The following is a 19616-nucleotide window of genomic DNA, read 5'->3' on the forward strand; positions in this document are numbered from 1 at the left end:
CGTACGGTTTCGGTGCGATCTCATAAACTATCGATTAGTTCCTCGAGACACCCGCAACCCGCCGTGTGCAAACATGTTATCCGAATCATGCGAACCGAGTTTACTCACCCGGCTTCCTTCCAGCACATACGACAGGCTCAACAGCATGTCCTCGCCATCCGACTTCTCCTGAGCACGGTCAACCAGCCGCTCGATCTCCCGGCGCACCGTCTTGGCGTGCATCGCATTCGACCGGCCCCGTTCCTCCCCGGAGAGCTGCAACTCCCGACCGCGGGCCAACACCTGGCTTCGCCTGGCAATCAGTCGCTTCGCCAGCAACACCGCCTCGCGCACCTCATCTGAGTGGCGCTCAAACCCACCCCATGACTCCACGCTCTTTTCCGCCCGCGTACCCAAACGGATCGTCTGCCACCCACGGCGCACCTGCTTCCACTTCACCAGGTACGGCTCCACGGCATCACCATCCGAACGGGAAGGAGTCTTGCGCCACAGCACACGAATCCGGCCCGTCGCCGGGGGCTGCAATCGCCACAGCAAACGATCCACGGCAAGGATGCTTCGGTTGAGCATCTGAACGGAGGAGAGCAGGCCATCAACACCACGCTCCAAGCGGGCACGAAAGCCAGCCTCCGAACGGGACACAAGCTCAAGAACACAACCCTCGTATCCATCATCCCCAGCGTCACTCGAAGCACATCCGAGCGGGGAAAAGTCATCGTTAGCCATCGCGGCCAATACCTCCACAAGCAGTTCGGAAAGGACATCTGAACGGCGAGGAGAAACAAGCACTCACGGCATCAATTCCACACCGGGTAATCGAAGCGCATCTGAACGGCGAGGAGCCAATCAATGCCACACGATCATCCATCTGCCCGCAGGTTGTAGATAAAGCCAGCACAGGCCCATCTGAACGGCGGGGAGGCCAGTCGGATGCAGCACGGGGAGAGCTTCTTAACCGGCAGGGTTCTCGCACAGGTGTTTAGGGCTTCCGGCGCATGGTGCTGTTCACGCTGACTGTCACAGTCGCCATGATGAACACACGACGATTAGAGGGGCTTTGCATACACATGTATTTTTCTGAGTGTCACATTGACAGTTAATGTGACTGTGACTCTCACAGTTCATGTTGCCTGTGCATGTGATTGTCACTGTCACAGTGACAATCACATGCGACTTTGATCCTCACAACAAATCGCGCTCCTCACCCTCACCCGCCGTAATAGAGCGCCGTGAACACGCTAACTAACGTGATCATGCGATCCGATTCACAGCTCACACCCTTCGCCAGCTGCAGGTGAACCCCGACATCACGGCCAAGTGGGAGATGGACTTGAAGAAGATCGCGTAGGGGAAGATGTCACTGGCCGACTTCGAGGCCAGCATCAACCGCTTCGTGGCCTACATCCTCTAATAGGCCAGTGATAGCCAAAGGAGCCTATCGATCTCCGGGGGGAGCCACGAAATCCGGGCGTAAAAAAGGGCAGGCCCGCAAAAGGCCCGCCCGTAGTGGTACGTCGAATCGAGGCAGGAAGGCCGGTTAGCCTTCGTCCTCGTCGTTGACCACCTCGACAATGGGGGTCATGTCCAGCAGCGCCTCTTGGGCGAGCTTCTGGTACATGAGCCCCATTGTTACTTTCGCCTGCTCGTCCATCGCGTCCCACACCTTGCGAGTCGGGGCCAGGTCGCGCCAATCAGGATGGCGACACATCGAGGCGTAGACCGCCTCAAGCTGGTCCTCGAGATCACGCTCCTCCTCCATCACGAAGTCGGATGGCTCAAGAATCTCGGCGAGCATCAAGACTTGCGCAAAGGGGATGCCGAGGAACTTTCCGATGGAGCGCAGGCGCTTGTGGGAAATCTTCGGCACTTCCCGCGATCCGTTCAGGATCAGGATGAGGTAGCTGTAGGTCAGGCCTGACTCTTCAGCCATGCCGTGACGGTCAAGACCAAGCTCTTCGCCTTTTTCAAGAATCGCTCGGGTAAGAGCCGAACCTGGAAGGTATCGCGGCTTGCTTTCGGCACCTTCCTCGAGCAATTCCTCGTTCGCCGCATCTTCTTTTCCCATAACTTTCCCCCTTGTTAATGACCCCACAAAGTAAGGCAACGAATTCCAAGTCAACTTAAGCCCAGCCAGAACAACAGTTGCGATGAGTTGTGACAAAGGCCAGCGTGGGGGCGAAGAAAACTTTAGTGTTGCTCCAACGGACCCATGCGCGGGCGTTCGCCTGCAGCAATCCTCGACAAGGCCCCAATGCCCAACCACCCGGATTGGCAAAAGGCCTTTAATACCTTTCACTTCACTCCAGAGCGTTAATCGACACCCGATGCCCACCGATTTTTGGGGGACTCTCTTTGCTCCCCTCCTAGCAACACAAAGCTCCTCTTTGCCGCCTCTAGGCCAACTTACCACATATGCCCCATGCATACACACAGCGCAACTCACACACATTGTTGATCTTTTTTACACCAATGGTATTGTCGCCGAAGTGCAGAGCACCCGCGGCTCTGTACTAAGAACTGGTGCCTATACAAAAGGGAGCCACGCCCGCGTGCCCACCATGCAACCCGTCAGAGGACAACTGCCACTAGCAATGAGGTTTTGATGAAAATCGAAAGAGGAATCGAGGCAAGGGCAATGAATGCACAAGAAGTCGCAGCCCACTGCGGAATGGGTCGGAGCACGCTCTATCAAATGATCAGATCAGGGGAGTTCCCCGAAGGAATGATGGTCGGCTGGGGACGACGATGGCTTCGAGAGGAAGTTGACGCCTGGCTTGACCAACAATTTCAGGTCGCAAGCGAAAGACAGACGGATTGAGGAACAACAAATGCCCATGCACTCAAATGAATCAACACCGACGATGCTTCAACGCCGGCCGCCGCATTTGGACCGCTACATGAAGACCAGCGAGCTATGCGAACGATACGGACGAAGTGTTCGCACACTCATCCGCTGGCAAGAAACTCGCGGTTTTCCACAGCCGATGATTCAAGGCGGGGGCGGCACCGAGCACCGCTGGCTGGCGCAGGACGTTATGGAGTGGGAGGAGTCTTTGCGGAAACAATCTGCATGAGACGATCCCACCACTTCCGATAGACCTCGGCCTGCTCCTCGAGATAGTCGTGTCGGTCGTAGACCTGCCACACCCCCGGCAGGGAGTGGCCCAGCATCACTTCGCACACATGGGGCGGTCCGAGCGAACTCCAATTCGTTCGGGCCGTCTTGCGTAGGTCGTACAGACACATACCCGGCAGCGGCGCGTTGAGCTGCCTCTCGGCGGCATTGAGGATCGAGCGATGGAAGGACACCGTAGATCGATCACCTAGCTCGGTGGGCTTGCTCTCACCGCTGAACAGCATTCGTGGATTCATCGAGAGCGCCATCGCCTCCTCAATCCACGGGATCACTTCGTCGATCAGGGGTCGGCGGAGCGGTCGCTTGGTCTTCTGCCCAGTCTTGTGGCGTTCCGGCGGGATTTCCCACACCTTGTTCTCGAAATCGAACTCGGAAACTGCGGCGGTGCGAAGCTCGCCAGGACGGCAGCCGAAGAACAAGGTCAGTTTCACGAATAGCTTGGAGCGGGCGGCCAAGCGAGAACGCTCGGTCGCGTGCCACACAACCCACAACTCGCGGTCAGTGAAGGCCCGCCCGGAATCCTTGTTCTTGTGGATGTTGAGGTCGGCTCGGGCTGTCATGTTCGCCACTGGCTCTTGGGACATGTAGCCCCAGCGACGCGCCCACTTGTGGCATTGGCGCACATTCGTCAGAAGGCGGGAGGCTATCGAGGGAGACGCATCCCTCACGGATTCCAGCAGGCCCATCCAAGCATGCGTAGTCGTGTCGTCGGCGGGGAGATCACCGATTTCCGGGAAAACGTACCTCTCGAAGCTACGTAAAATCTCGTCAGCCCCGACCTTGTTAATCACGACGTACTTCTCATGCCAAAGACGAAGTAGCGTCTCGTTAGTGTGCTGCCCCTGAACGGCTCTCTTCTCGACTTCGCGGCGCACCCGCGGATCATGCCCCTCTTCGAGCTGCTTTCGGCGACTTACGACCTCCTCCCTAGCTTCCTTGAGGCTCATCACGGGGTAGGCACCCAAATCCATACGAGCAGCCTTGCCGTGGTAACGAAAGCGGTACTGGAAGACGATCTTGCCCTTACGGCTGACCCTCACACTCAGCCCATCACGATCAGACTTCTCAAGGACCGAATCACGATGTTTTTGATAGGCGTTTTTTAACCAAAGATTCGTGATTGACATGAGGAGGCCAATGAATCGAGTGTGTACATAAAATGCCAGACCAGCAAGACGATGTACACGAACATGTACACAAAAGCATCTACCGGCAGAGGTTGTCGCTGACCAACAATGACCGCTTGTGGCGCATTTATAGCCTTATTTATCAATACTTTACGCGTTTCTTTTCCTGCGCAACCCCGACCAATACCGCGTGATGATTATCGACGTGGGCGATAATGGCGATATTACGAAGATTGGCGATCACAAAAAACGGTCCAAGGGATTGAAATAAGGGCGCGCAGTATAAACACAAAAGGCGAACCGACCGAGGCGGAAAACCAAAAGTCGGCGCCAACCCCGCCACGATGGCGCAAACAAACCGGCAAGGTCCGCAAACGTCGGCAAGATCGCGCCTTGGGTGATATACCTAACGGACCTGGTCGCCGAGCATCCCACTCGGGAATCCGGCGACGCCGCCCGATAAAAACGAACGAGAACGCAGGGAGCCCTCCATGAGCACCACCCCCACTGCCGGCAAACGCACGATGCTGTTGATGCCGGTCTTTCTGCCCGCGGTGATCGTCATCGCGCTGCTGGTCATCGGCACGGTGATCAACCCGGAACGCGCCGGCGACGTCTTCGCCAAGGTGTTGGACTGGATCACCAGCGATTTCGGCTGGTTCTACATGCTGGCCGTGGCGATCTTCCTGATCTTTTTCATCGCCGTGGCGATCTCGCCCTGGGGGCGGATCAAGCTGGGCCCGGACCACTCCGAGCCCGAGTACAGCTTCCCGGCGTGGTTCGCCATGCTGTTCTCGGCCGGCTACGGCATCGCGCTGCTGTTCTTCGGCGTGGCCGAGCCGGTGCTCCACTTCGCCAGCCCACCCAACGGCTCGGCCGAGACCATCGACGCGGCCAAGCAGGCCCTGCAGATCTCGTTCTTCCACTGGGGCTTTCACATCTGGGCGATCTACGGGCTGGTCGGCCTGGTGCTGGCCTACTTCGCCTTTCGCCACGGGCTGCCGCTGTCGATGCGCTCGGCGCTCTACCCGCTGATCGGCGAGCGCATCCACGGCCCGATCGGCCACACGGTGGACGTGTTCGCCATCCTCGGCACCATGTTCGGTATCGCCACCACGCTGGGCCTGTCGGTCGCGCAGATCAACGCGGGCCTGAACTACCTGTGGCCGACCATCCCGGTGAACACCACCGTGCAGATCATCGCGATCGCCGTGATCACCGCGGCCGCCACCGTCTCGGTGGTCGCGGGCATGGACAAGGGGATCAAACGCCTGTCGCAGCTGAACATGATCATGGCGATCGCGCTGGTGCTGTTCGTGTTCGTCATGGGCCCGACCATCTTCCTGCTCGAGGCCTTCGTCGAGAACACCGGCTTCTACCTGTCGAACATCGTCGAGCGCACCTTCAGCCTGCAGGCCTACGAGTCGAGCGACTGGATCGGCAACTGGACCCTGTTCATCTTCGGCTGGACCATCGCCTGGGCGCCGTTCGTCGGCCTGTTCATCGCGAAGATCAGCCGCGGGCGCACCATCCGCCAGTTCGTGCTGGGCGTGATGTTCGTGCCGACCATCTTCACCTTCTTCTGGTTCACCGTCTTCGGTGACACCGCGCTCCACGCGATCATGAACGAGGGCGCCGACGCGCTGATCGGCCAGGTGCAGACCGACAAGGCAATCGCCCTGTTCAAACTGTTCGAGATGCTGCCGCTCACGCCGATCATCTCGTTTCTGACGATCGTGCTGATCATCACCTTCTTCGTCACCTCCTCGGACTCCGGCTCGCTGGTGATCGACTCGCTGGCCTCGGGCGGCGCGATCCAGACCCCGGCCCTCCAGCGGGTCTTCTGGGCCGTGCTCGAGGGCGTGGTCGCCTCGGTGCTGCTGCTCGCCGGCGGTCTGGGCGCGCTGCAGACGGCCTCGATCACCGCGGCCCTGCCGTTCGCGATCATCATGCTGATCGCCGCGGTCGGCATGTGGCGCGCGCTGCAGATCGAGGGTCATCGCGAGGTGAGCCTGCAACACCACATGAACGCCGGCCGCCACGGCAGCCTTGGCGGGGTCGACAACTGGCGCAAGCGCGTGACCAACATGGTCAGCTTCCCCAAGCGCGAGCCGGTCGCCGCGTTCATCAAGAACGACGTCGTCGAGGCGATGGCGCAGGTGAGCGAGGAGTTGAAGGGCCAGGGCTGGCCGGTCGGCACCGACTTCGACGAGGAGCGCTGCCGCGCCCACCTGAACGTCACCAAGCCGGGCACGATGGAGTTCATCTACGAGGTGCGCCTGCGCGGCTACGCCAAGCCGGGCTTCGCTTTCCCGGAGCAGGACCGCTCGCTCGATGGTGACAGCCACTACTACCGCGCCGAGGTCTACCTGCGCCGCGGTGGCCGCTCCTACAACATCTACGGCTACGACCGCGAGACGGTCATCAGCGACATCCTCGACCAGTTCGAGAAGTACATGCACTTCCTGCACACCTCCCCGGCCATCCTGCCGTGGAAGATGGAAGAGCATGACGAGGACCTGCACAGCGAGCGCATCCGCCAACTGGGCAACGGCAAGGCCGGGCCGACCGCCGACAGCTGATCGCAGCCCCGGCCCCACCGGTGGCTTCAAACCAACCCGTCACCCCGGTGGCGGGTTTTTTCGTGTCCGCCCCGTGAAAGACGGACCCACGCGACGCGGTCACCCCTCCGCGGCGTGGCCTCGAATGATAGAATCGCGACAGGTTTCCAACCCGATCACGACGAGGCATTTCATGGCCGACCGGCTGGCTTTCACCAAGATGCACGGACTGGGAAACGACTTTATGGTCGTCGATGCGGTCAGTCGTCCGCTCCCGGTTGCCGAGTGGCTGACCCCCGACCGCATCCAGTCCTGGGCCGACCGCCATTTCGGCATCGGCTTTGACCAGCTGTTGCTGATCGAGCCGCCCCGCGGCCGGAACGCCGATTTTCGCTACCGCATCTTCAACGCCGACGGCGGCGAGGTGGAGCAATGCGGCAATGGCGCGCGCTGCTTTGCCCGCTTCGTGGCCGAACGCGGTCTCACCGACCGGCGCGACATCCGGGTCGAGACCGCCGGCGGGCCAATCGTCCTACACCTGACCGACGACAATCGCGTCCGGGTCGACATGGGCCGGCCGCGCTTCGCCCCCGAGGCCATTCCCTTCAATCCGCCGATCACGGCAAGCGGATCGCCCTACACGCTGATGCTCAGCGGGCTGCCCGGCGGGCTCGATCGGGTCACGCTCGAGGCCGTTTCGATGGGCAACCCGCACGCGGTGGTCCAGGTCGAGGATCTCGAGCGTTTCCCGGTCGAGGCCGTCGGCACGGCTCTCGAGTCGCACCCGGCCTTCCCGCGTCGGGTGAATGTCGGTTTCGTCGAGCAACATCGTCCCGACCACATCGCCCTGCGGGTGTTCGAACGTGGCGCCGGCGAGACACTGGCCTGCGGCACCGGGGCCTGCGCGGCGGTCGCCGCGGGCATCCGCGCCGGACGACTCGACTCGCCCTGCCGGGTCGACCTGCGCGGCGGCGCGCTCTCGATCGACTGGTCCGGGCGCGACGAGGACTCGCTGTTCATGACCGGCCCCGCCACCTTCGTCTTCGACGGCGAGGTCGCGGTCGACGCGACCGAATGATCCACATCGACCCTGCCCGAGCCACCGCATTGCCGAGCCCGGCGCGCGGGGGTAAGGTGGGAGATCAGAGCGCCCGGAGAGGCGCCGTGCTGCCAACAATCACCAGGGAATACGCATGAGCGAGAACGTGGCCTTCGAACTTGCCGACACGGACGCCGGAGTCGACAACGGCCAGGATGTAAGCGCCGAAACGGTGCTTGCCTACCTGCGCACCCACCCGGACCTGTTCCTCGAGCATCCGGACGTCCTCGATCACATCGAACTGCCCGGCCCGCCGCAACCGGCCGTCTCGCTGCACCACTGGCAGCTGCGCCGCTGGCGCGGCCAGGCGATCCGGCACCGCGACGCGCTGGACCAACTCCACCGGGTTGCCGCCGACAACGCCGCGGCCGACCGGCTGCTCCACCGCTTCTGCGAGGGCTTGCTGGCCGCCGCGGACCGCTCGACGACGACCCTCGAGGGGCAGCTCCGCGCCCACTTCGAGATCGACGCCTGCCGCGTCGTGCCGTTGGCCGAGCTCGACGCCGAGACCCGCGGCCTGCTCGCCGGCTGGCTGGACAATCCCACCCCGTTCTGTGGTCGCCCGCACGACACCGTGCGCGAGACCCTCTTCGGTGACACACTTCCGCAAACCGGCTCGGCGGCCCTGATCGCCATTCCCTCGGCGGCCACCGGCCCCGCCCGCTACGTCGTCGCCCTGGGCCGCCGCCTGCCGGACGGCTTCAACCCCGCCCAGGGCACGCACTTTCTCGAGCAGATCGGCGAACTGGCCGGCGCGTTTCTCGGGCAGGCCGCGAGCGACAGCACCGACCGCTGACCCCAGTGCCCGCCGCCGCGCTCAACACGGCGTTTGAACGGGCCGGCGAGGCACTGGCCGCCGACCACCGACTCAACTCGCTGACCCGCAAGGCCTACCTGGCCTCGTGGGCGCGTCTGGCCGACCATCTCCACGCCCAGGGCATCGAATCGAGCGCCGCGGTCGACGACCGGTCGCTGCGCCGCTTTCTCGCCGAGCTCGCCCGTGCCGGCCAGTCGCCCCGCTCGATCGCCCGCCACGTCAGCGCGGTCAAGCGCCTGCTGGGTTTCTGGAAACGCCTGGGGCTCGACTGCGCGGCCGACCCGCTGCTGCTCAAGGCGCCGAAAGCGCCCCGACGCCTCCCCGACGCCCCGGATGTCGAGACGCTCTCCCGCCTGCTCGACCGCCCGGGTACGGACCAGTCCACTCACTCGGCCAGGACCCCGGCCCAACGGCACGCCACGGAAATCCGCATGCTGCGGGATCGCTGCCTGTTCGAGTGGCTTTACGGCAGCGGTCTGCGACTGGCCGAGGTCGTCGGCCTCGACCTAACCGATCTGGACCTCGCCGCCGGACAGGCGCGGGTCACCGGCAAGCGCGACAAGACGCGCATCGTGCCGGTCGGACGGCAGGCCCGTGCCGCGATGCAGGACTGGCTGGGCGCCCGTCGCGACTGGGACCGTACTGGCAGCCCGGCGGTATTCATCAACGACCGGGGCCGGCGGCTGTCGGCCCGCTCGGTGCAGCTGCGACTCAACCGCGCCTCGCGCCAGGCCGGCCTCGAGGCCCCCCTGCACCCCCACCAGCTCCGCCATGCCTTCGCCACGCACGTGCTCGAATCCTCTGGCGACCTGCGTGCCGTCCAGGAAATGCTGGGCCACGAGAGCCTCTCGACTACCCAGATCTATACCCACCTGGATTTCCAGCACCTGATGGGCGTCTACGAGCGCGCGCATCCGCGGGCCCGGCATCGAACCCGGGAGGCGATCCAGGAGGACACCCCAAAAGACCCCAAGCGCGACGACGAGCCGGGTTGAAAAGCCCATCCATCGCCTACACTGTCTCCCCTTCAGATCGCCCCATCGGCCCACCCATCAACCGGACCCGACCGTTTTCCATGGCTCACCACGAAGACACCCTCTACGGCACCACCATCCTCTGCCTGCGCAAGAACGGCCAGACCGTCATCGGCGGCGACGGCCAGGTCACGCTCGGCCACACCGTGGTCAAGGGCAACGCCCGCAAGGTACGCACGCTCTACGACGGCAAGGTGCTCGCCGGGTTTGCCGGCGCCACCGCCGATGCCTTTACGCTGTTCGAGCGTTTCGAGGCCAAGCTGGAGAAGTACAGCGGCAATCTGCTGCGCTCGGCCGTGGAGCTGGCCAAGGACTGGCGCACCGACCGGATGATGCGCCGGCTCGAGGCGATGCTGGTGGTCGCCGATCGCAGCGCCATGCTCACGATCAGCGGCAACGGCGACGTGATCGAACCGGAGGACGCGCTGATCGCCATCGGTTCGGGCGGCGCCTACGCCCAGTCGGCCGCCACGGCGCTGATGCGCCACTCCGAGCTCTCCGCCCGCGAGACCGTGGAAACCGCGCTGCACATCGCCGGCGACATCTGCATCTACACCAATCACAAGCTCACCATCGAAGAACTCGACTGATGAACCTGACACCCGCACAGATCGTCTCGGAACTCGACAAGCACATCGTTGGCCAGCAGGCCGCCAAGAAGGCGGTCGCGATCGCCCTGCGCAACCGCTGGCGTCGCCAGCAGGTCGACGAGCCGCTCAAGAGCGAGATCACCCCCAAGAACATCCTGATGATCGGGCCGACCGGCGTGGGCAAGACCGAGATCGCCCGTCGGCTGGCCAAGCTCGCCAACGCGCCATTCCTGAAGATCGAGGCGACCAAGTTCACCGAGGTGGGCTACGTGGGCCGTGACGTCGAGTCGATGATCCGCGACCTGGCCGAGTACGCCCTGAAGATGGTGCGCCAGGAGGCCATGGTCGAGGTACGCGACCGGGCCAAGGTCGCCGCCGAGGACCGCGTACTCGATGCCCTGCTGCCCGCCCCGCGCGACCCGTGGCAGAACGAGGACAGCCACGGCCAGGAGGCCTATCGCAACACCCGCGAGAAGTTCCGCGACAAGATCCGCCGCGGCGAGATGGACGACCGCGAGGTGGAGATCGAGCTGCGCCAGGCCCCGGCCGGCATCGACGTGATGACCCCGCCGGGCATGGAGGAGATGGCCAGCCAGCTGCGCTCGATGTTCCAGAACATGGGCCAGGACAAGACCCAGACGCGGCGCATGACCGTCGCCGAGGCGCTCGCCGCGCTGACCGACGAGGAAGCCGCGAATCTGGTCAACGAGGAGGAGATCCGCGCCGAGGCCGCCGACCGCGTCGAGCAGAACGGCATCGTCTTCATCGACGAGATCGACAAGGTCGCCAAGCGGGCCGAGCATGGCGGTGGCGAGGTCTCCCGCGAGGGCGTGCAGCGCGACATGCTGCCGCTGATCGAGGGCTCGACCGTCAACACCAAGGTGGGCATGGTGCGCACCGACCACATCCTGTTCATCGCCTCGGGGGCCTTTCACGTCTCCAGCCCCTCGGACCTGATCCCCGAGCTGCAGGGTCGCCTGCCGATCCGGGTCGAGCTCGAGGCACTCACCAGCGACGACTTCGTGCGCATCCTCACCGAACCCGATGCCGCGCTGACGCGTCAGCACACTGCCCTGCTGGCCGCCGACGGCCTGAGCATCCAGTTCAGCGATGAGGCCATCCGGCGGATCGCGGAGATCGCCTTCGAGGTCAACCATCGCACCGAGAACATCGGTGCACGCCGCCTGCACACGGTGATGGAGCACCTGCTCGAGGAACTCAGCTTCGAGGCAAGCGGCGAGGACAAGACCCTCACGCTGGATGCCGACTTCGTCGAGGAACGCCTGGGCGAGCTGGCGCGCGACGAGGACCTGAGCCGCTACATCCTGTAAGTCCGAGGTTCCGCATGGCACAACACCACCCCGCACCGAAGCAGATCCGTCTCGCCAAGGACCGCCGCTCGCTGCACCTGGTCTTTCCCGACGACGCGGCATTCGACCTCTCCGCCGAGTACCTGCGCGTGTTCAGCCCGTCGGCCGAGGTGCGCGGTCATGGCGGCGGGGAGATGATGCTGGTGCTGGGCAAGGAACGCGTGAAGATCGTCGACGTGCAACCGGTGGGCCGCTACGCGGTCAAACTGGTGTTCGACGACGGCCACGATTCCGGGCTTTACGACTGGGGGCTGCTGCGCGAACTGGGCGAGCGGCGCGACGAGCACTGGAACTACTACCTTGGGCGTCTGTCTTCCGCAGGCATCGAGCGCGATCCCGAGCGTGAAGAACCGCCCACGCCCTACGATGTATTATCGTCCCCCGGACCGGCCAAGCCGGAGTGATCCCACCCCGTTCCCCTGACGAGAGAACCGACGCATGACCGAGAAGACGCACTTTGGCTACCGGGAAGTCCCGCGCGAGGAAAAGTCCCGGCTGGTGGGTTCCGTCTTCGACTCGGTCGCCGCTCGCTACGACCTGATGAACGACGCGATGTCGTTGGGCATCCACCGGATCTGGAAACGCGTGGCCCTCGAGTACACGGGCCTTCGGCGCGGCGGCCAGGCGCTCGACCTGGCATCCGGCACCGGGGATCTGGCCGCGCGCATGGCGCGCCTGGTCGGCGACACGGGGCTGGTGGTGCTCTCCGACATCAACGCCAGCATGCTCTCGATCGGCCGCGAGAAGCTCGATGACCAGGGCATCTTCAACAACGTCGAGTACAGCCTGGCCAATGCCGAGGACCTGCCGTTCGAAAGCAATCGCTTCGACTGCGTGACCATCGGCTTCGGGCTGCGCAACGTCACCGACAAGGCGCGTGCGCTTGCCGAGATGGCGCGTGTGGTCAAGCCGGGCGGTCGCGTGGTGATCCTCGAGTTCTCCAAGCCGACCAACCCGCTGGTCGAGCGGGTTTATGACGCCTACTCGTTCTCGGCCCTGCCGGTGATGGGCAAGCTGCTGGCCAACGACGCCGACAGCTATCGGTATCTGGCGGAGTCGATCCGCATGCACCCCGACCAGGAGACGCTCGAGCGCATGATGCTCGACAACGGCTTCGATCACGTCGACGTGCACAACCTGACCTTCGGCGTGGTCGCCATACACGTGGGCTTCAAATTTTGACCGAGGCACGGGCGCGAGGTGGGATCGGACGCTGGCTGATCCCGCTGATCGGCGTGGGCGCGCTGTTCGCCGCGCCACTTTCCTGGTGGGTTCATACCTGGACGCCCGCCGACCGGCCGGCCCGGCTGGCCGCGATCGACGTGGCCGAGAGCTTCAAGCGAAGCCCGCAGCTCGAGCAGGTACGCGAGCGTGGCGTACTGCGCGTCGCCACCCTGATCGAGCCGACCCTCTACATCCCCGACAGCTACCGCCCCCAGGGGCTCGAGTACGACCTCACCGGCCGCTTCGCCGATCGGCTGGGGGTCGAGGTCGAGTACGTGGTGGTGCCGACGATCGAGGCGGCCTACCAGGCGGTGGCCGACAACCGGGTCGACCTGGCCGCGGCCGGGCTCGCCATCGACCCGGCGCGCATGAAGCGCTTTCGCTTCGGGCCGCCCTACCTGACGGTCAGCCGCAAATTGATCCATGCCACGGACCTCCCTGTCCCCACCGGGCTCGACGACATCGATGGAGACACGCTGGCCCTGCCGACCGGCTCCGCAAGCCGGTCGTGGCTCGAGCGCGTCATGGCGCAGGACGACTCCGTTCGTCTTGAGCTGGTCGAGGCGCAGGACAAGCTCGCGATCCTGGAGGGCATTCGTCACGGCAAGATCGACTACGCCCTGGCGCTGTCGCACATTGCCCTGCTCGCCCACAAGCTCTCCGACGAGGTCGCCGTCGGCCCGATCGTCGGCCCGCCGGTCGCGCTGGCCTGGGCATTCTCCCGCCAGGCCGACGAGTCACTGCATGGCATGGCGCGCCGTTTCTTCGCCGAGGTGCGCAGTGACCAGCAGCTCAAGATGCTGGTCGACCGCCATTACGCCCAGTTCGAACGGCTCGACGAATCGCTCTCGCGGCGGTTTCTGGAAGACCTGGAAACGCATGCCCGCCCCTATCTGGCCACCTTCCGGCGGGCCGGCGAACGCTACGAGATCGACTGGCGTCTGCTGGCCTCGCTCGGCTATCAGGAATCCAAGTGGCGCCCCGACGCCGTCTCGCACCAGGGCGCCTACGGGCTGATGCAGATCGTCCTGCCCACGGCCCGGGATCTGGGGCTTGCGAACCCCGCCGATCCCACGGCCAACATCATGGCCGGTGCCAAGTACATCGCCCAGCTGCGCGAGCTGGTGCCCGAGGAAGCCACCGAGCCCGACCGCACCTATCTCGCGCTCGCGGCCTACAACGTCGGGATCGGTCACCTGAGCGACGCCCTGGATCTGACCCGGCAGCAAGGGGGCAACCCCACGCAGTGGGCCGACGTGCGCGAGCGGCTGCCACAACTGTCCGATCCGGCCATCTACCGCGAGATGCGCTACGGCTACGCCCGGGGCAGCGAGACGGTGAATTACGTCGAGAACATTCGGGCCTTCCATGACCTGATGATCTGGGTGGCGACCCGCGAGGACCTGCTCGCCGTCCGCAACTGACGTCTCGAGCACCCACGAGCCAGACATGAAAAAACGCCCGTCTCGCAGCGCGAGGCGGGCGTTTCGTCGTTCTCGACCGATCGCGAAGGCCGCGGCCAGTCACCGTCACAACTCGGCGACGATGGCCTCCAGCGCCTTGCCCGGCTCAGCCGCCGCCGTGACGGGGCGGCCGATGACCAGGCTGGTCGCGCCGTTGGCCAGCGCCTCGGCCGGCGTGACCACACGCCGCTGATCGTCACGGGCACTGCCCGCCGGCCGCACCCCGGGGGTCACGACCAGGCCGGATTCGCCCGGGAACAGCGCTCGCATCGCGGCCGCTTCGCGAGCCGAACAGACCACGCCGTCCAGCCCCGTGTCGGCGGTCAGGCGCGCAAGCCGCTCAACCTGCGCCTCGGCACCATCGATCACGCCAACTTCGACCAGGTCGGCGTCCTCCATCGAGGTCAGCACCGTCACCGCGATCAAGGCCGGGGCATCCGCGCCCGGGGCGATCGCCTCACGCGCCGCCTCCAGCATCCGTCGCCCGCCGCTGGCATGCACGTTGACCAGCGCCACGTCCAGATCGGCCGCGGCCCGGCAGGCCTGGGCCACCGTATTGGGGATGTCGTGGAACTTGAGATCGAGGAATACCGGGAACCCGCGCTCACGGGCCCATTCGACCGCGCGCGGGCCCAAGGCGGTAAACGCCTCCTTGCCGATCTTGACCCCGCAGAGCGACGGATCGAGCACCGCAAGCAGATCGCGGACGCGTCCCTCGTCGGCAGTATCCAGCGCGACGTAGATGCGTGGCTGGGAACGGTGGCAAGCCACGCTCAGTCCTCCCGCTTCACGGCCGCGTTGACCCGCTCGCGCAATTCCTTGCCGGGCTTGAAGTGAGGCACGTACTTCGCCCCCAACGAGACGGTCTCACCCGTCTTGGGGTTACGGCCCAGGCGCGGGCGACGGTAGTTGAGCGAGAAGCTGCCAAAACCGCGGATCTCGATCCGGTCGCCGCCGCTCAACGCGTCCATCATCTCGTCGAGCATCAGGCGTACCGAGGTCTCGATATCGCGCATGGGCAGGTACTGCTGGCGATCGGCCAGCCGTTCGATCAGTTCCGACTTGGTCATCGGTCACTCTCCGGTTGCCGCCCCGAAAGGCGCACAGCTGAAATGAGGTGGCAACCGCCGCCCAGGGCGACGATTGCCGGGAATTCACAGGGTTGCCCGTCCCCGGTGCACGAGGTCCGATTCTCGGCCTCGCTTCGGCCAGTGGCCGAGGGATTGTCGGGGTTACCCATAAAAAACGCCATCACGAAGGATGGCGTTTTCCGGGATCGCAGGATCCGGATTACTCGGACTTGCCGAGCTGTTCCTTGAGCAAGTCGCCCAGGGTCGGCGACGAGGTGCTCGGCGCCTTGTTCAGCTCTTCCATCGCCTCGGCTTCCTCGGCGTGGTCCTTGGCGCGGATCGACAGGCTGATCATGCGGTTCTTGCGATCGATACCCATGAACTTGGCCTCGACTTCCTCGCCTTCCTTCAGGACGGTGCGGGCGTCGTCGATGCGCTCGCGAGCGATATCGGAGGCACGGATGTAGCCTTCGATGCCTTCGGCCAGCTCGACCACGGCACCGCGGGCGTCAACTTCACGCAGCGTGCCCTTGACGATGCTGCCCTTCGGGTGCTCGGCCGCCCAGTTGGACAGCGGGTCGTCCTCGAGCTGCTTGAGGCCCAGGGAGATGCGCTCGCGCTCCGGGTCGATGGCGATGACGACCGCCTCGAGTTCCTCGCCCTTCTTGAACTGGCGAACGGCTTCTTCGCCCGGCTCGCTCCAGGACAGATCGGAGAGATGAACCAGACCGTCGATGCCGCCTTCCAGGCCGATGAAGATGCCGAAGTCGGTGATCGACTTGATCTGACCGACGACCTTGTCGCCCTTGGTGTGCGACGCGGCGAAGGCATCCCACGGGTTCGGCTGGCACTGCTTCATGCCCAGCGAGATCCGGCGGCGGTCCTCGTCGATATCGAGGATCATCACCTCGACCTCGTCGCCGACGTTGACCAGCTTGCCCGGGTTGACGTTCTTGTTGGTCCAGTCCATCTCGGAGACGTGTACCAGGCCCTCGACACCATCCTCGATCTCGACGAAGCAGCCGTAATCGGTGATGTTGGTGACCTTGCCGAACAGGCGGGTGGAGGTCGGGTAGCGACGGGAGATGTCGCTCCACGGATCTTCGCCCAGCTGCTTGAGGCCCAGCGAAACGCGGTTGCGCTCGCGGTCGAACTTGAGCACCTTGACGTCGATCTCGTCACCGATGTTGACCATCTCGGACGGATGCTTGACGCGCTTCCACGCCATGTCGGTGATGTGCAGCAGGCCGTCGATGCCGCCGAGGTCCAGGAACGCACCGTAGTCGGTGAGGTTCTTGACGATACCGCGCAGCACCATGCCTTCCTGCAGCTGCTCGAGCAGCGCTTCGCGCTCGGCGCTGTACTCTTCCTCGACAACCGCGCGGCGGGATACGACCACGTTGTTGCGGCGCTGATCGAGCTTGATGATCTTGAACTCGATATCCTTGCCTTCGAGGTAGGTGGTGTCCCGGATCGGGCGCACGTCGACCAGCGAGCCCGGCAGGAACGCGCGGACGTCGCCGAGCTCGACGGTGAAACCACCCTTGACCTTCCCGGAAATGCGGCCGGTGACGATCTCGTCGTTCTCGAAAGCCTTCTCCAGCTTCTTCCACGCACGGGCACGCAAGGCCTTCTCGCGCGACAGGCGGGTCTCGCCGAAACCGTCTTCGACGGCGTCGAGGGCCACTTCGACCTCTTCGCCGACGTTGATGTTCAGCTCGCCGTTCTCGTCACGGAACTGGTCGGTCGGGATGATCCCTTCCGATTTCAGGCCGGCGTCGACGGTGACGTAATCATCGTTGATGTCCACGACCTTGCCGTAGACAATCGAGCCCGCCTGCATGACGGCATTCTGGAGGCTTTCTTCAAAAAGCTGGGCAAAACTTTCAGACATTAATCCGCATTTCCAAAGGGTTGACGACTGGACGTTCCAAACGCTGTCCGTCGTGGTAAAAAAACACTGGCGTATCCGATCCCTGGGTTTGCCAGACTGACGGGTTGTTGAGCGGGCGGAATTGCCCGTACAAAAACACGAGTCAATGGCCCCGCCGTATCGCTACGCGTCCTGATCGGCAAGCCGATCCTGGATGTAGCGCCACAGCGTGGCCTCCACCTCGTCGATCGAAAGATCACTGGAATCAACGACTAGCGCATCCTCGGCCGGCCTCAGCGGCGCGACCGATCGATTGCGATCCCGCTCATCCCGTTGGCGGATCTCCTCGACGAGGGCGGTAAAACTAGCATCGAATCCATTCTCGATCAACTGCTTATAACGGCGATCGGCGCGCACCTCCGCGCTGGCATCGAGAAAGATCTTCGCCGGCGCGTCCGGGAACACCACCGTCCCCATGTCACGGCCGTCGGCGACCAGCCCCGGGGCCTGGGCGAAGTCGCGCTGGCGCTGCAGCAGCGCCTCGCGCACCTCGGGGCGGGCGGCGATCTGCGAGGCGATCGCGCCCGTGGTTTCGGTGCGCAGTTCCCGGCTGACGTTTTCCTCGTTGAGAAAGACGTTGCCCTCCTCGTCGAACCGGCAGGCGAGATGACGGGCGATGTCGATGATCTCCGGGGCCTGCGGCGCCAGGCCGGCCTGCTGGCTGGCCAGAGCCGTCAGACGGTAGAGGGCGCCGGAATCGAGCATGCCGTAGCCCAGCCGCGCGGCGAGTCGACGGGCGATGGTGCCCTTGCCGGACCCGCTGGGGCCGTCGATGGTGATGACGGGGACCATGGGATCTCCTCCAATGTGTTCAGTGGCGCGACAGCTCCAGGCAACCGCCGAGGCGATTGAACAGCTCGGCAAACCCCGGGAACGAGGTCTCGACGAACTGGCAGTCGTGGATGGTGACCTCGCCGCGGGCCTTCAGGCCGGCGACCGCGAAGGCCATCGCGATGCGGTGATCGCCCTGGGCGTAGATGGTCGCCGAGCCAAACGGGGCCGGCTCGCCGCGCCCCTCGATGATCATGCCGTCCTCGGTCGGGGTCGCGTCGATGCCGAGCTTCTGCAGGCCGTCGGCCATCACGGCGATGCGGTCGGATTCCTTGACCCGCAGTTCCTCGGCGCCGGTCAGCACCGTCCGGCCCTTGGCGCAGGCAGCGGCGACGAAGATCACCGGGAACTCGTCGATCGCCAGCGGCACCAGCGCCTCGTCGATCTCGATGCCGTGAAGCTCGGCGCTCTTCACGCGCAGATCACCGACCGGCTCGCCGCCCACTTCGCGGCGGTTTTCGATGCGAATGTCCGCGCCCATCGCCTGAAGGATGTCGATCACCCCGGTGCGGGTCGGGTTCAGGCCCACGTGGGTGAGCAGGATGTCCGAATCGGGAACGATGCTGGCGGCAACCAGGAAGAACGCCGCCGAGGAAATGTCGGCCGGCACCTCGAGCGCGCGCCCGACCAACCGACGCTCGCCGGCGTCGCCCTGCTCGATGCAGACCCGCGCCCCGTCACGCTGCATACCAACACCCAGCCCCGAAAGCATGCGTTCGGTGTGATCGCGGGTCGGGGCCGGTTCGGTCACGCAGGTGCGGCCCTCGGCGTACAGGCCCGCGAGCAGCACGCAGGATTTCACCTGGGCGCTGGCCATCGGCATGGCGTAGTCGATCGCCTTGAGCGACTGGCCGCCGTGGATCTTAAGCGGAGAACGCCCCTCGGGGCCGGACTCGATCCGTGCGCCCATGGCGGTAAGCGGGTCGATCACCCGCTTCATCGGCCGGCGCGAGAGCGAGGCATCGCCCTCGAGCACCGAATCGAACGCCTGGCCCGCGAGGATGCCCGACATCAGTCGCATCGAGGTGCCGGAGTTGCCCACGTACAGCGGTTTCGCCGGCGCCTTCAGACCGTGCAGCCCGACGCCCTCGATGGTCACGCGCCCGTCGACCGGGTCGGTAATGGATACCCCCATCGCCCGGAAGCAGCGCAGGGTGTTGAGGCTGTCCTCGCCCTCGAGAAAGCCGCTGACCTCGGTGGTGCCCTCGGCGAGCGAACCGAACATGATCGAGCGATGTGAGATCGACTTGTCCCCCGGCACGCGCGCCTCGCCCTCGAGGGACTGGGCCGCGGTGCTGCGGAACGTCAGGGAAGCGGGGTCATGAGCTGCGGTCATGGCGCGGTCATCCGAGGTTGAACGG

The 19616-nt window shown here is 64.5% G+C and carries 18 protein-coding genes; 10 read left to right on the top strand and 8 right to left on the bottom strand.

All coding sequences use genetic code 11. The annotated features are described in order from the left end of the window. Positions 1–27: 27 nt before the first annotated feature. Both LV475_RS01580 and LV475_RS01585 read right to left on the bottom strand, forming a co-directional pair. Complete coding sequence (locus tag LV475_RS01580; RefSeq protein WP_250105614.1) at positions 28–726, bottom strand: hypothetical protein; 699 nt, start codon at positions 724–726, stop codon at positions 28–30. A gap of 811 nt (positions 727–1537) precedes the next feature. Beyond that, entirely contained in the window at positions 1538–2065 is a 528-nt protein-coding gene (locus tag LV475_RS01585) for a hypothetical protein (protein ID WP_231505750.1), read from the bottom strand. A 570-nt stretch (positions 2066–2635) separates the two neighbouring features. Here LV475_RS01585 and LV475_RS01590 point away from each other — a divergent pair. Further along, on the top strand, positions 2636–2818 hold the full coding sequence (locus LV475_RS01590; RefSeq protein ID WP_211238828.1) for a helix-turn-helix transcriptional regulator: 183 nt from the start codon (positions 2636–2638) through the stop codon (positions 2816–2818). A gap of 215 nt (positions 2819–3033) precedes the next feature. Here LV475_RS01590 and LV475_RS01595 read toward each other — a convergent pair whose 3' ends face one another. After that, positions 3034–4263 carry a tyrosine-type recombinase/integrase gene (locus LV475_RS01595; protein ID WP_136867618.1) on the bottom strand — a complete coding sequence of 410 codons (1230 nt, stop codon included), beginning with the start codon at positions 4261–4263 and terminating at the stop codon, positions 3034–3036. Positions 4264–4754: 491 nt separating this feature from the next. On the opposite strand from LV475_RS01595, the gene LV475_RS01600 reads away from it, so the two are divergent. The 9 genes from LV475_RS01600 (at position 4755) to mltF (ending at position 14382) form a co-directional block, all read left to right on the top strand. Further along, positions 4755–6845: a BCCT family transporter gene (locus tag LV475_RS01600; RefSeq protein ID WP_250105615.1), complete on the top strand. Its 2091-nt coding sequence runs from the start codon at positions 4755–4757 to the stop codon at positions 6843–6845. Positions 6846–7017: 172 nt separating this feature from the next. After that, positions 7018–7902 (top strand): diaminopimelate epimerase, encoded by an 885-nt coding sequence (gene dapF / locus LV475_RS01605; protein ID WP_347709470.1) that lies wholly within the window; start codon positions 7018–7020, stop codon positions 7900–7902. Between the two features lie 115 nt (positions 7903–8017). Further along, entirely contained in the window at positions 8018–8719 is a 702-nt protein-coding gene (locus LV475_RS01610) for a DUF484 family protein (RefSeq protein WP_156574492.1), read from the top strand. A 5-nt stretch (positions 8720–8724) separates the two neighbouring features. Next, positions 8725–9735 carry a tyrosine recombinase XerC gene (locus tag LV475_RS01615; RefSeq protein ID WP_250105616.1) on the top strand — a complete coding sequence of 337 codons (1011 nt, stop codon included), beginning with the start codon at positions 8725–8727 and terminating at the stop codon, positions 9733–9735. An 80-nt stretch (positions 9736–9815) separates the two neighbouring features. Further along, positions 9816–10364 carry an ATP-dependent protease subunit HslV gene (hslV, locus tag LV475_RS01620; protein ID WP_156574496.1) on the top strand — a complete coding sequence of 183 codons (549 nt, stop codon included), beginning with the start codon at positions 9816–9818 and terminating at the stop codon, positions 10362–10364. Next, positions 10361–11695 (top strand): ATP-dependent protease ATPase subunit HslU, encoded by a 1335-nt coding sequence (hslU, locus tag LV475_RS01625; RefSeq protein ID WP_284047183.1) that lies wholly within the window; start codon positions 10361–10363, stop codon positions 11693–11695. Before hslV ends, hslU begins: the two co-directional genes overlap by 4 nt. 14 nt (positions 11696–11709) lie before the next feature. Beyond that, positions 11710–12138: a gamma-butyrobetaine hydroxylase family protein gene (locus LV475_RS01630; protein WP_250105618.1), complete on the top strand. Its 429-nt coding sequence runs from the start codon at positions 11710–11712 to the stop codon at positions 12136–12138. A gap of 34 nt (positions 12139–12172) precedes the next feature. After that, positions 12173–12916 carry a bifunctional demethylmenaquinone methyltransferase/2-methoxy-6-polyprenyl-1,4-benzoquinol methylase UbiE gene (gene ubiE / locus LV475_RS01635; protein ID WP_250105619.1) on the top strand — a complete coding sequence of 248 codons (744 nt, stop codon included), beginning with the start codon at positions 12173–12175 and terminating at the stop codon, positions 12914–12916. Further along, positions 12913–14382 (top strand): membrane-bound lytic murein transglycosylase MltF, encoded by a 1470-nt coding sequence (gene mltF / locus LV475_RS01640; protein ID WP_197039085.1) that lies wholly within the window; start codon positions 12913–12915, stop codon positions 14380–14382. The genes ubiE and mltF overlap by 4 nt, the downstream gene beginning before the upstream one ends. Before the next feature lie 105 nt (positions 14383–14487). On the opposite strand, the gene pyrF is transcribed toward mltF, so the two are convergent. The 5 genes from pyrF to aroA form a co-directional block, all read right to left on the bottom strand. Beyond that, positions 14488–15192: an orotidine-5'-phosphate decarboxylase gene (pyrF, locus tag LV475_RS01645; protein WP_250105620.1), complete on the bottom strand. Its 705-nt coding sequence runs from the start codon at positions 15190–15192 to the stop codon at positions 14488–14490. Between the two features lie 2 nt (positions 15193–15194). Beyond that, complete coding sequence (locus tag LV475_RS01650; protein ID WP_250105621.1) at positions 15195–15491, bottom strand: integration host factor subunit beta; 297 nt, start codon at positions 15489–15491, stop codon at positions 15195–15197. A 220-nt stretch (positions 15492–15711) separates the two neighbouring features. Then, a complete protein-coding gene (gene rpsA, locus LV475_RS01655) occupies positions 15712–17385 on the bottom strand; it encodes a 30S ribosomal protein S1 (RefSeq protein ID WP_156574508.1) in 1674 nt (557 codons plus the stop codon). 162 nt (positions 17386–17547) lie between these two features. Beyond that, positions 17548–18216: a (d)CMP kinase gene (gene cmk / locus LV475_RS01660; protein WP_136866340.1), complete on the bottom strand. Its 669-nt coding sequence runs from the start codon at positions 18214–18216 to the stop codon at positions 17548–17550. Between the two features lie 19 nt (positions 18217–18235). Beyond that, a complete protein-coding gene (aroA, locus tag LV475_RS01665; RefSeq protein WP_250105622.1) occupies positions 18236–19591 on the bottom strand; it encodes a 3-phosphoshikimate 1-carboxyvinyltransferase in 1356 nt (451 codons plus the stop codon). Positions 19592–19616 lie beyond the last annotated feature (25 nt).

Origin of the sequence: Guyparkeria hydrothermalis (assembly GCF_023555375.1) — a bacterium.
GTDB lineage: Bacteria > Pseudomonadota > Gammaproteobacteria > Halothiobacillales > Halothiobacillaceae > Guyparkeria > Guyparkeria hydrothermalis.

Excerpts from the sequence above, each read along its gene's own strand:
- LV475_RS01595 (WP_136867618.1), bottom strand. The coding sequence starts at position 4,263 with ATGTCAATCACGAATCTTTGGTTAAAAAACGCCTATCAAAAACATCGT.
- hslV (WP_156574496.1), top strand. The coding sequence starts at position 9,816 with ATGGCTCACCACGAAGACACCCTCTACGGCACCACCATCCTCTGCCTG.
- LV475_RS01600 (WP_250105615.1), top strand. The coding sequence starts at position 4,755 with ATGAGCACCACCCCCACTGCCGGCAAACGCACGATGCTGTTGATGCCG.
- LV475_RS01630 (WP_250105618.1), top strand. The coding sequence starts at position 11,710 with ATGGCACAACACCACCCCGCACCGAAGCAGATCCGTCTCGCCAAGGAC.
- LV475_RS01590 (WP_211238828.1), top strand. The coding sequence starts at position 2,636 with ATGAATGCACAAGAAGTCGCAGCCCACTGCGGAATGGGTCGGAGCACG.
- LV475_RS01650 (WP_250105621.1), bottom strand. The coding sequence starts at position 15,491 with ATGACCAAGTCGGAACTGATCGAACGGCTGGCCGATCGCCAGCAGTAC.
- aroA (WP_250105622.1), bottom strand. The coding sequence starts at position 19,591 with ATGACCGCAGCTCATGACCCCGCTTCCCTGACGTTCCGCAGCACCGCG.
- LV475_RS01580 (WP_250105614.1), bottom strand. The coding sequence starts at position 726 with ATGGCTAACGATGACTTTTCCCCGCTCGGATGTGCTTCGAGTGACGCT.
- dapF (WP_347709470.1), top strand. The coding sequence starts at position 7,018 with ATGGCCGACCGGCTGGCTTTCACCAAGATGCACGGACTGGGAAACGAC.
- LV475_RS01610 (WP_156574492.1), top strand. The coding sequence starts at position 8,018 with ATGAGCGAGAACGTGGCCTTCGAACTTGCCGACACGGACGCCGGAGTC.
- cmk (WP_136866340.1), bottom strand. The coding sequence starts at position 18,216 with ATGGTCCCCGTCATCACCATCGACGGCCCCAGCGGGTCCGGCAAGGGC.
- ubiE (WP_250105619.1), top strand. The coding sequence starts at position 12,173 with ATGACCGAGAAGACGCACTTTGGCTACCGGGAAGTCCCGCGCGAGGAA.
- rpsA (WP_156574508.1), bottom strand. The coding sequence starts at position 17,385 with ATGTCTGAAAGTTTTGCCCAGCTTTTTGAAGAAAGCCTCCAGAATGCC.
- LV475_RS01585 (WP_231505750.1), bottom strand. The coding sequence starts at position 2,065 with ATGGGAAAAGAAGATGCGGCGAACGAGGAATTGCTCGAGGAAGGTGCC.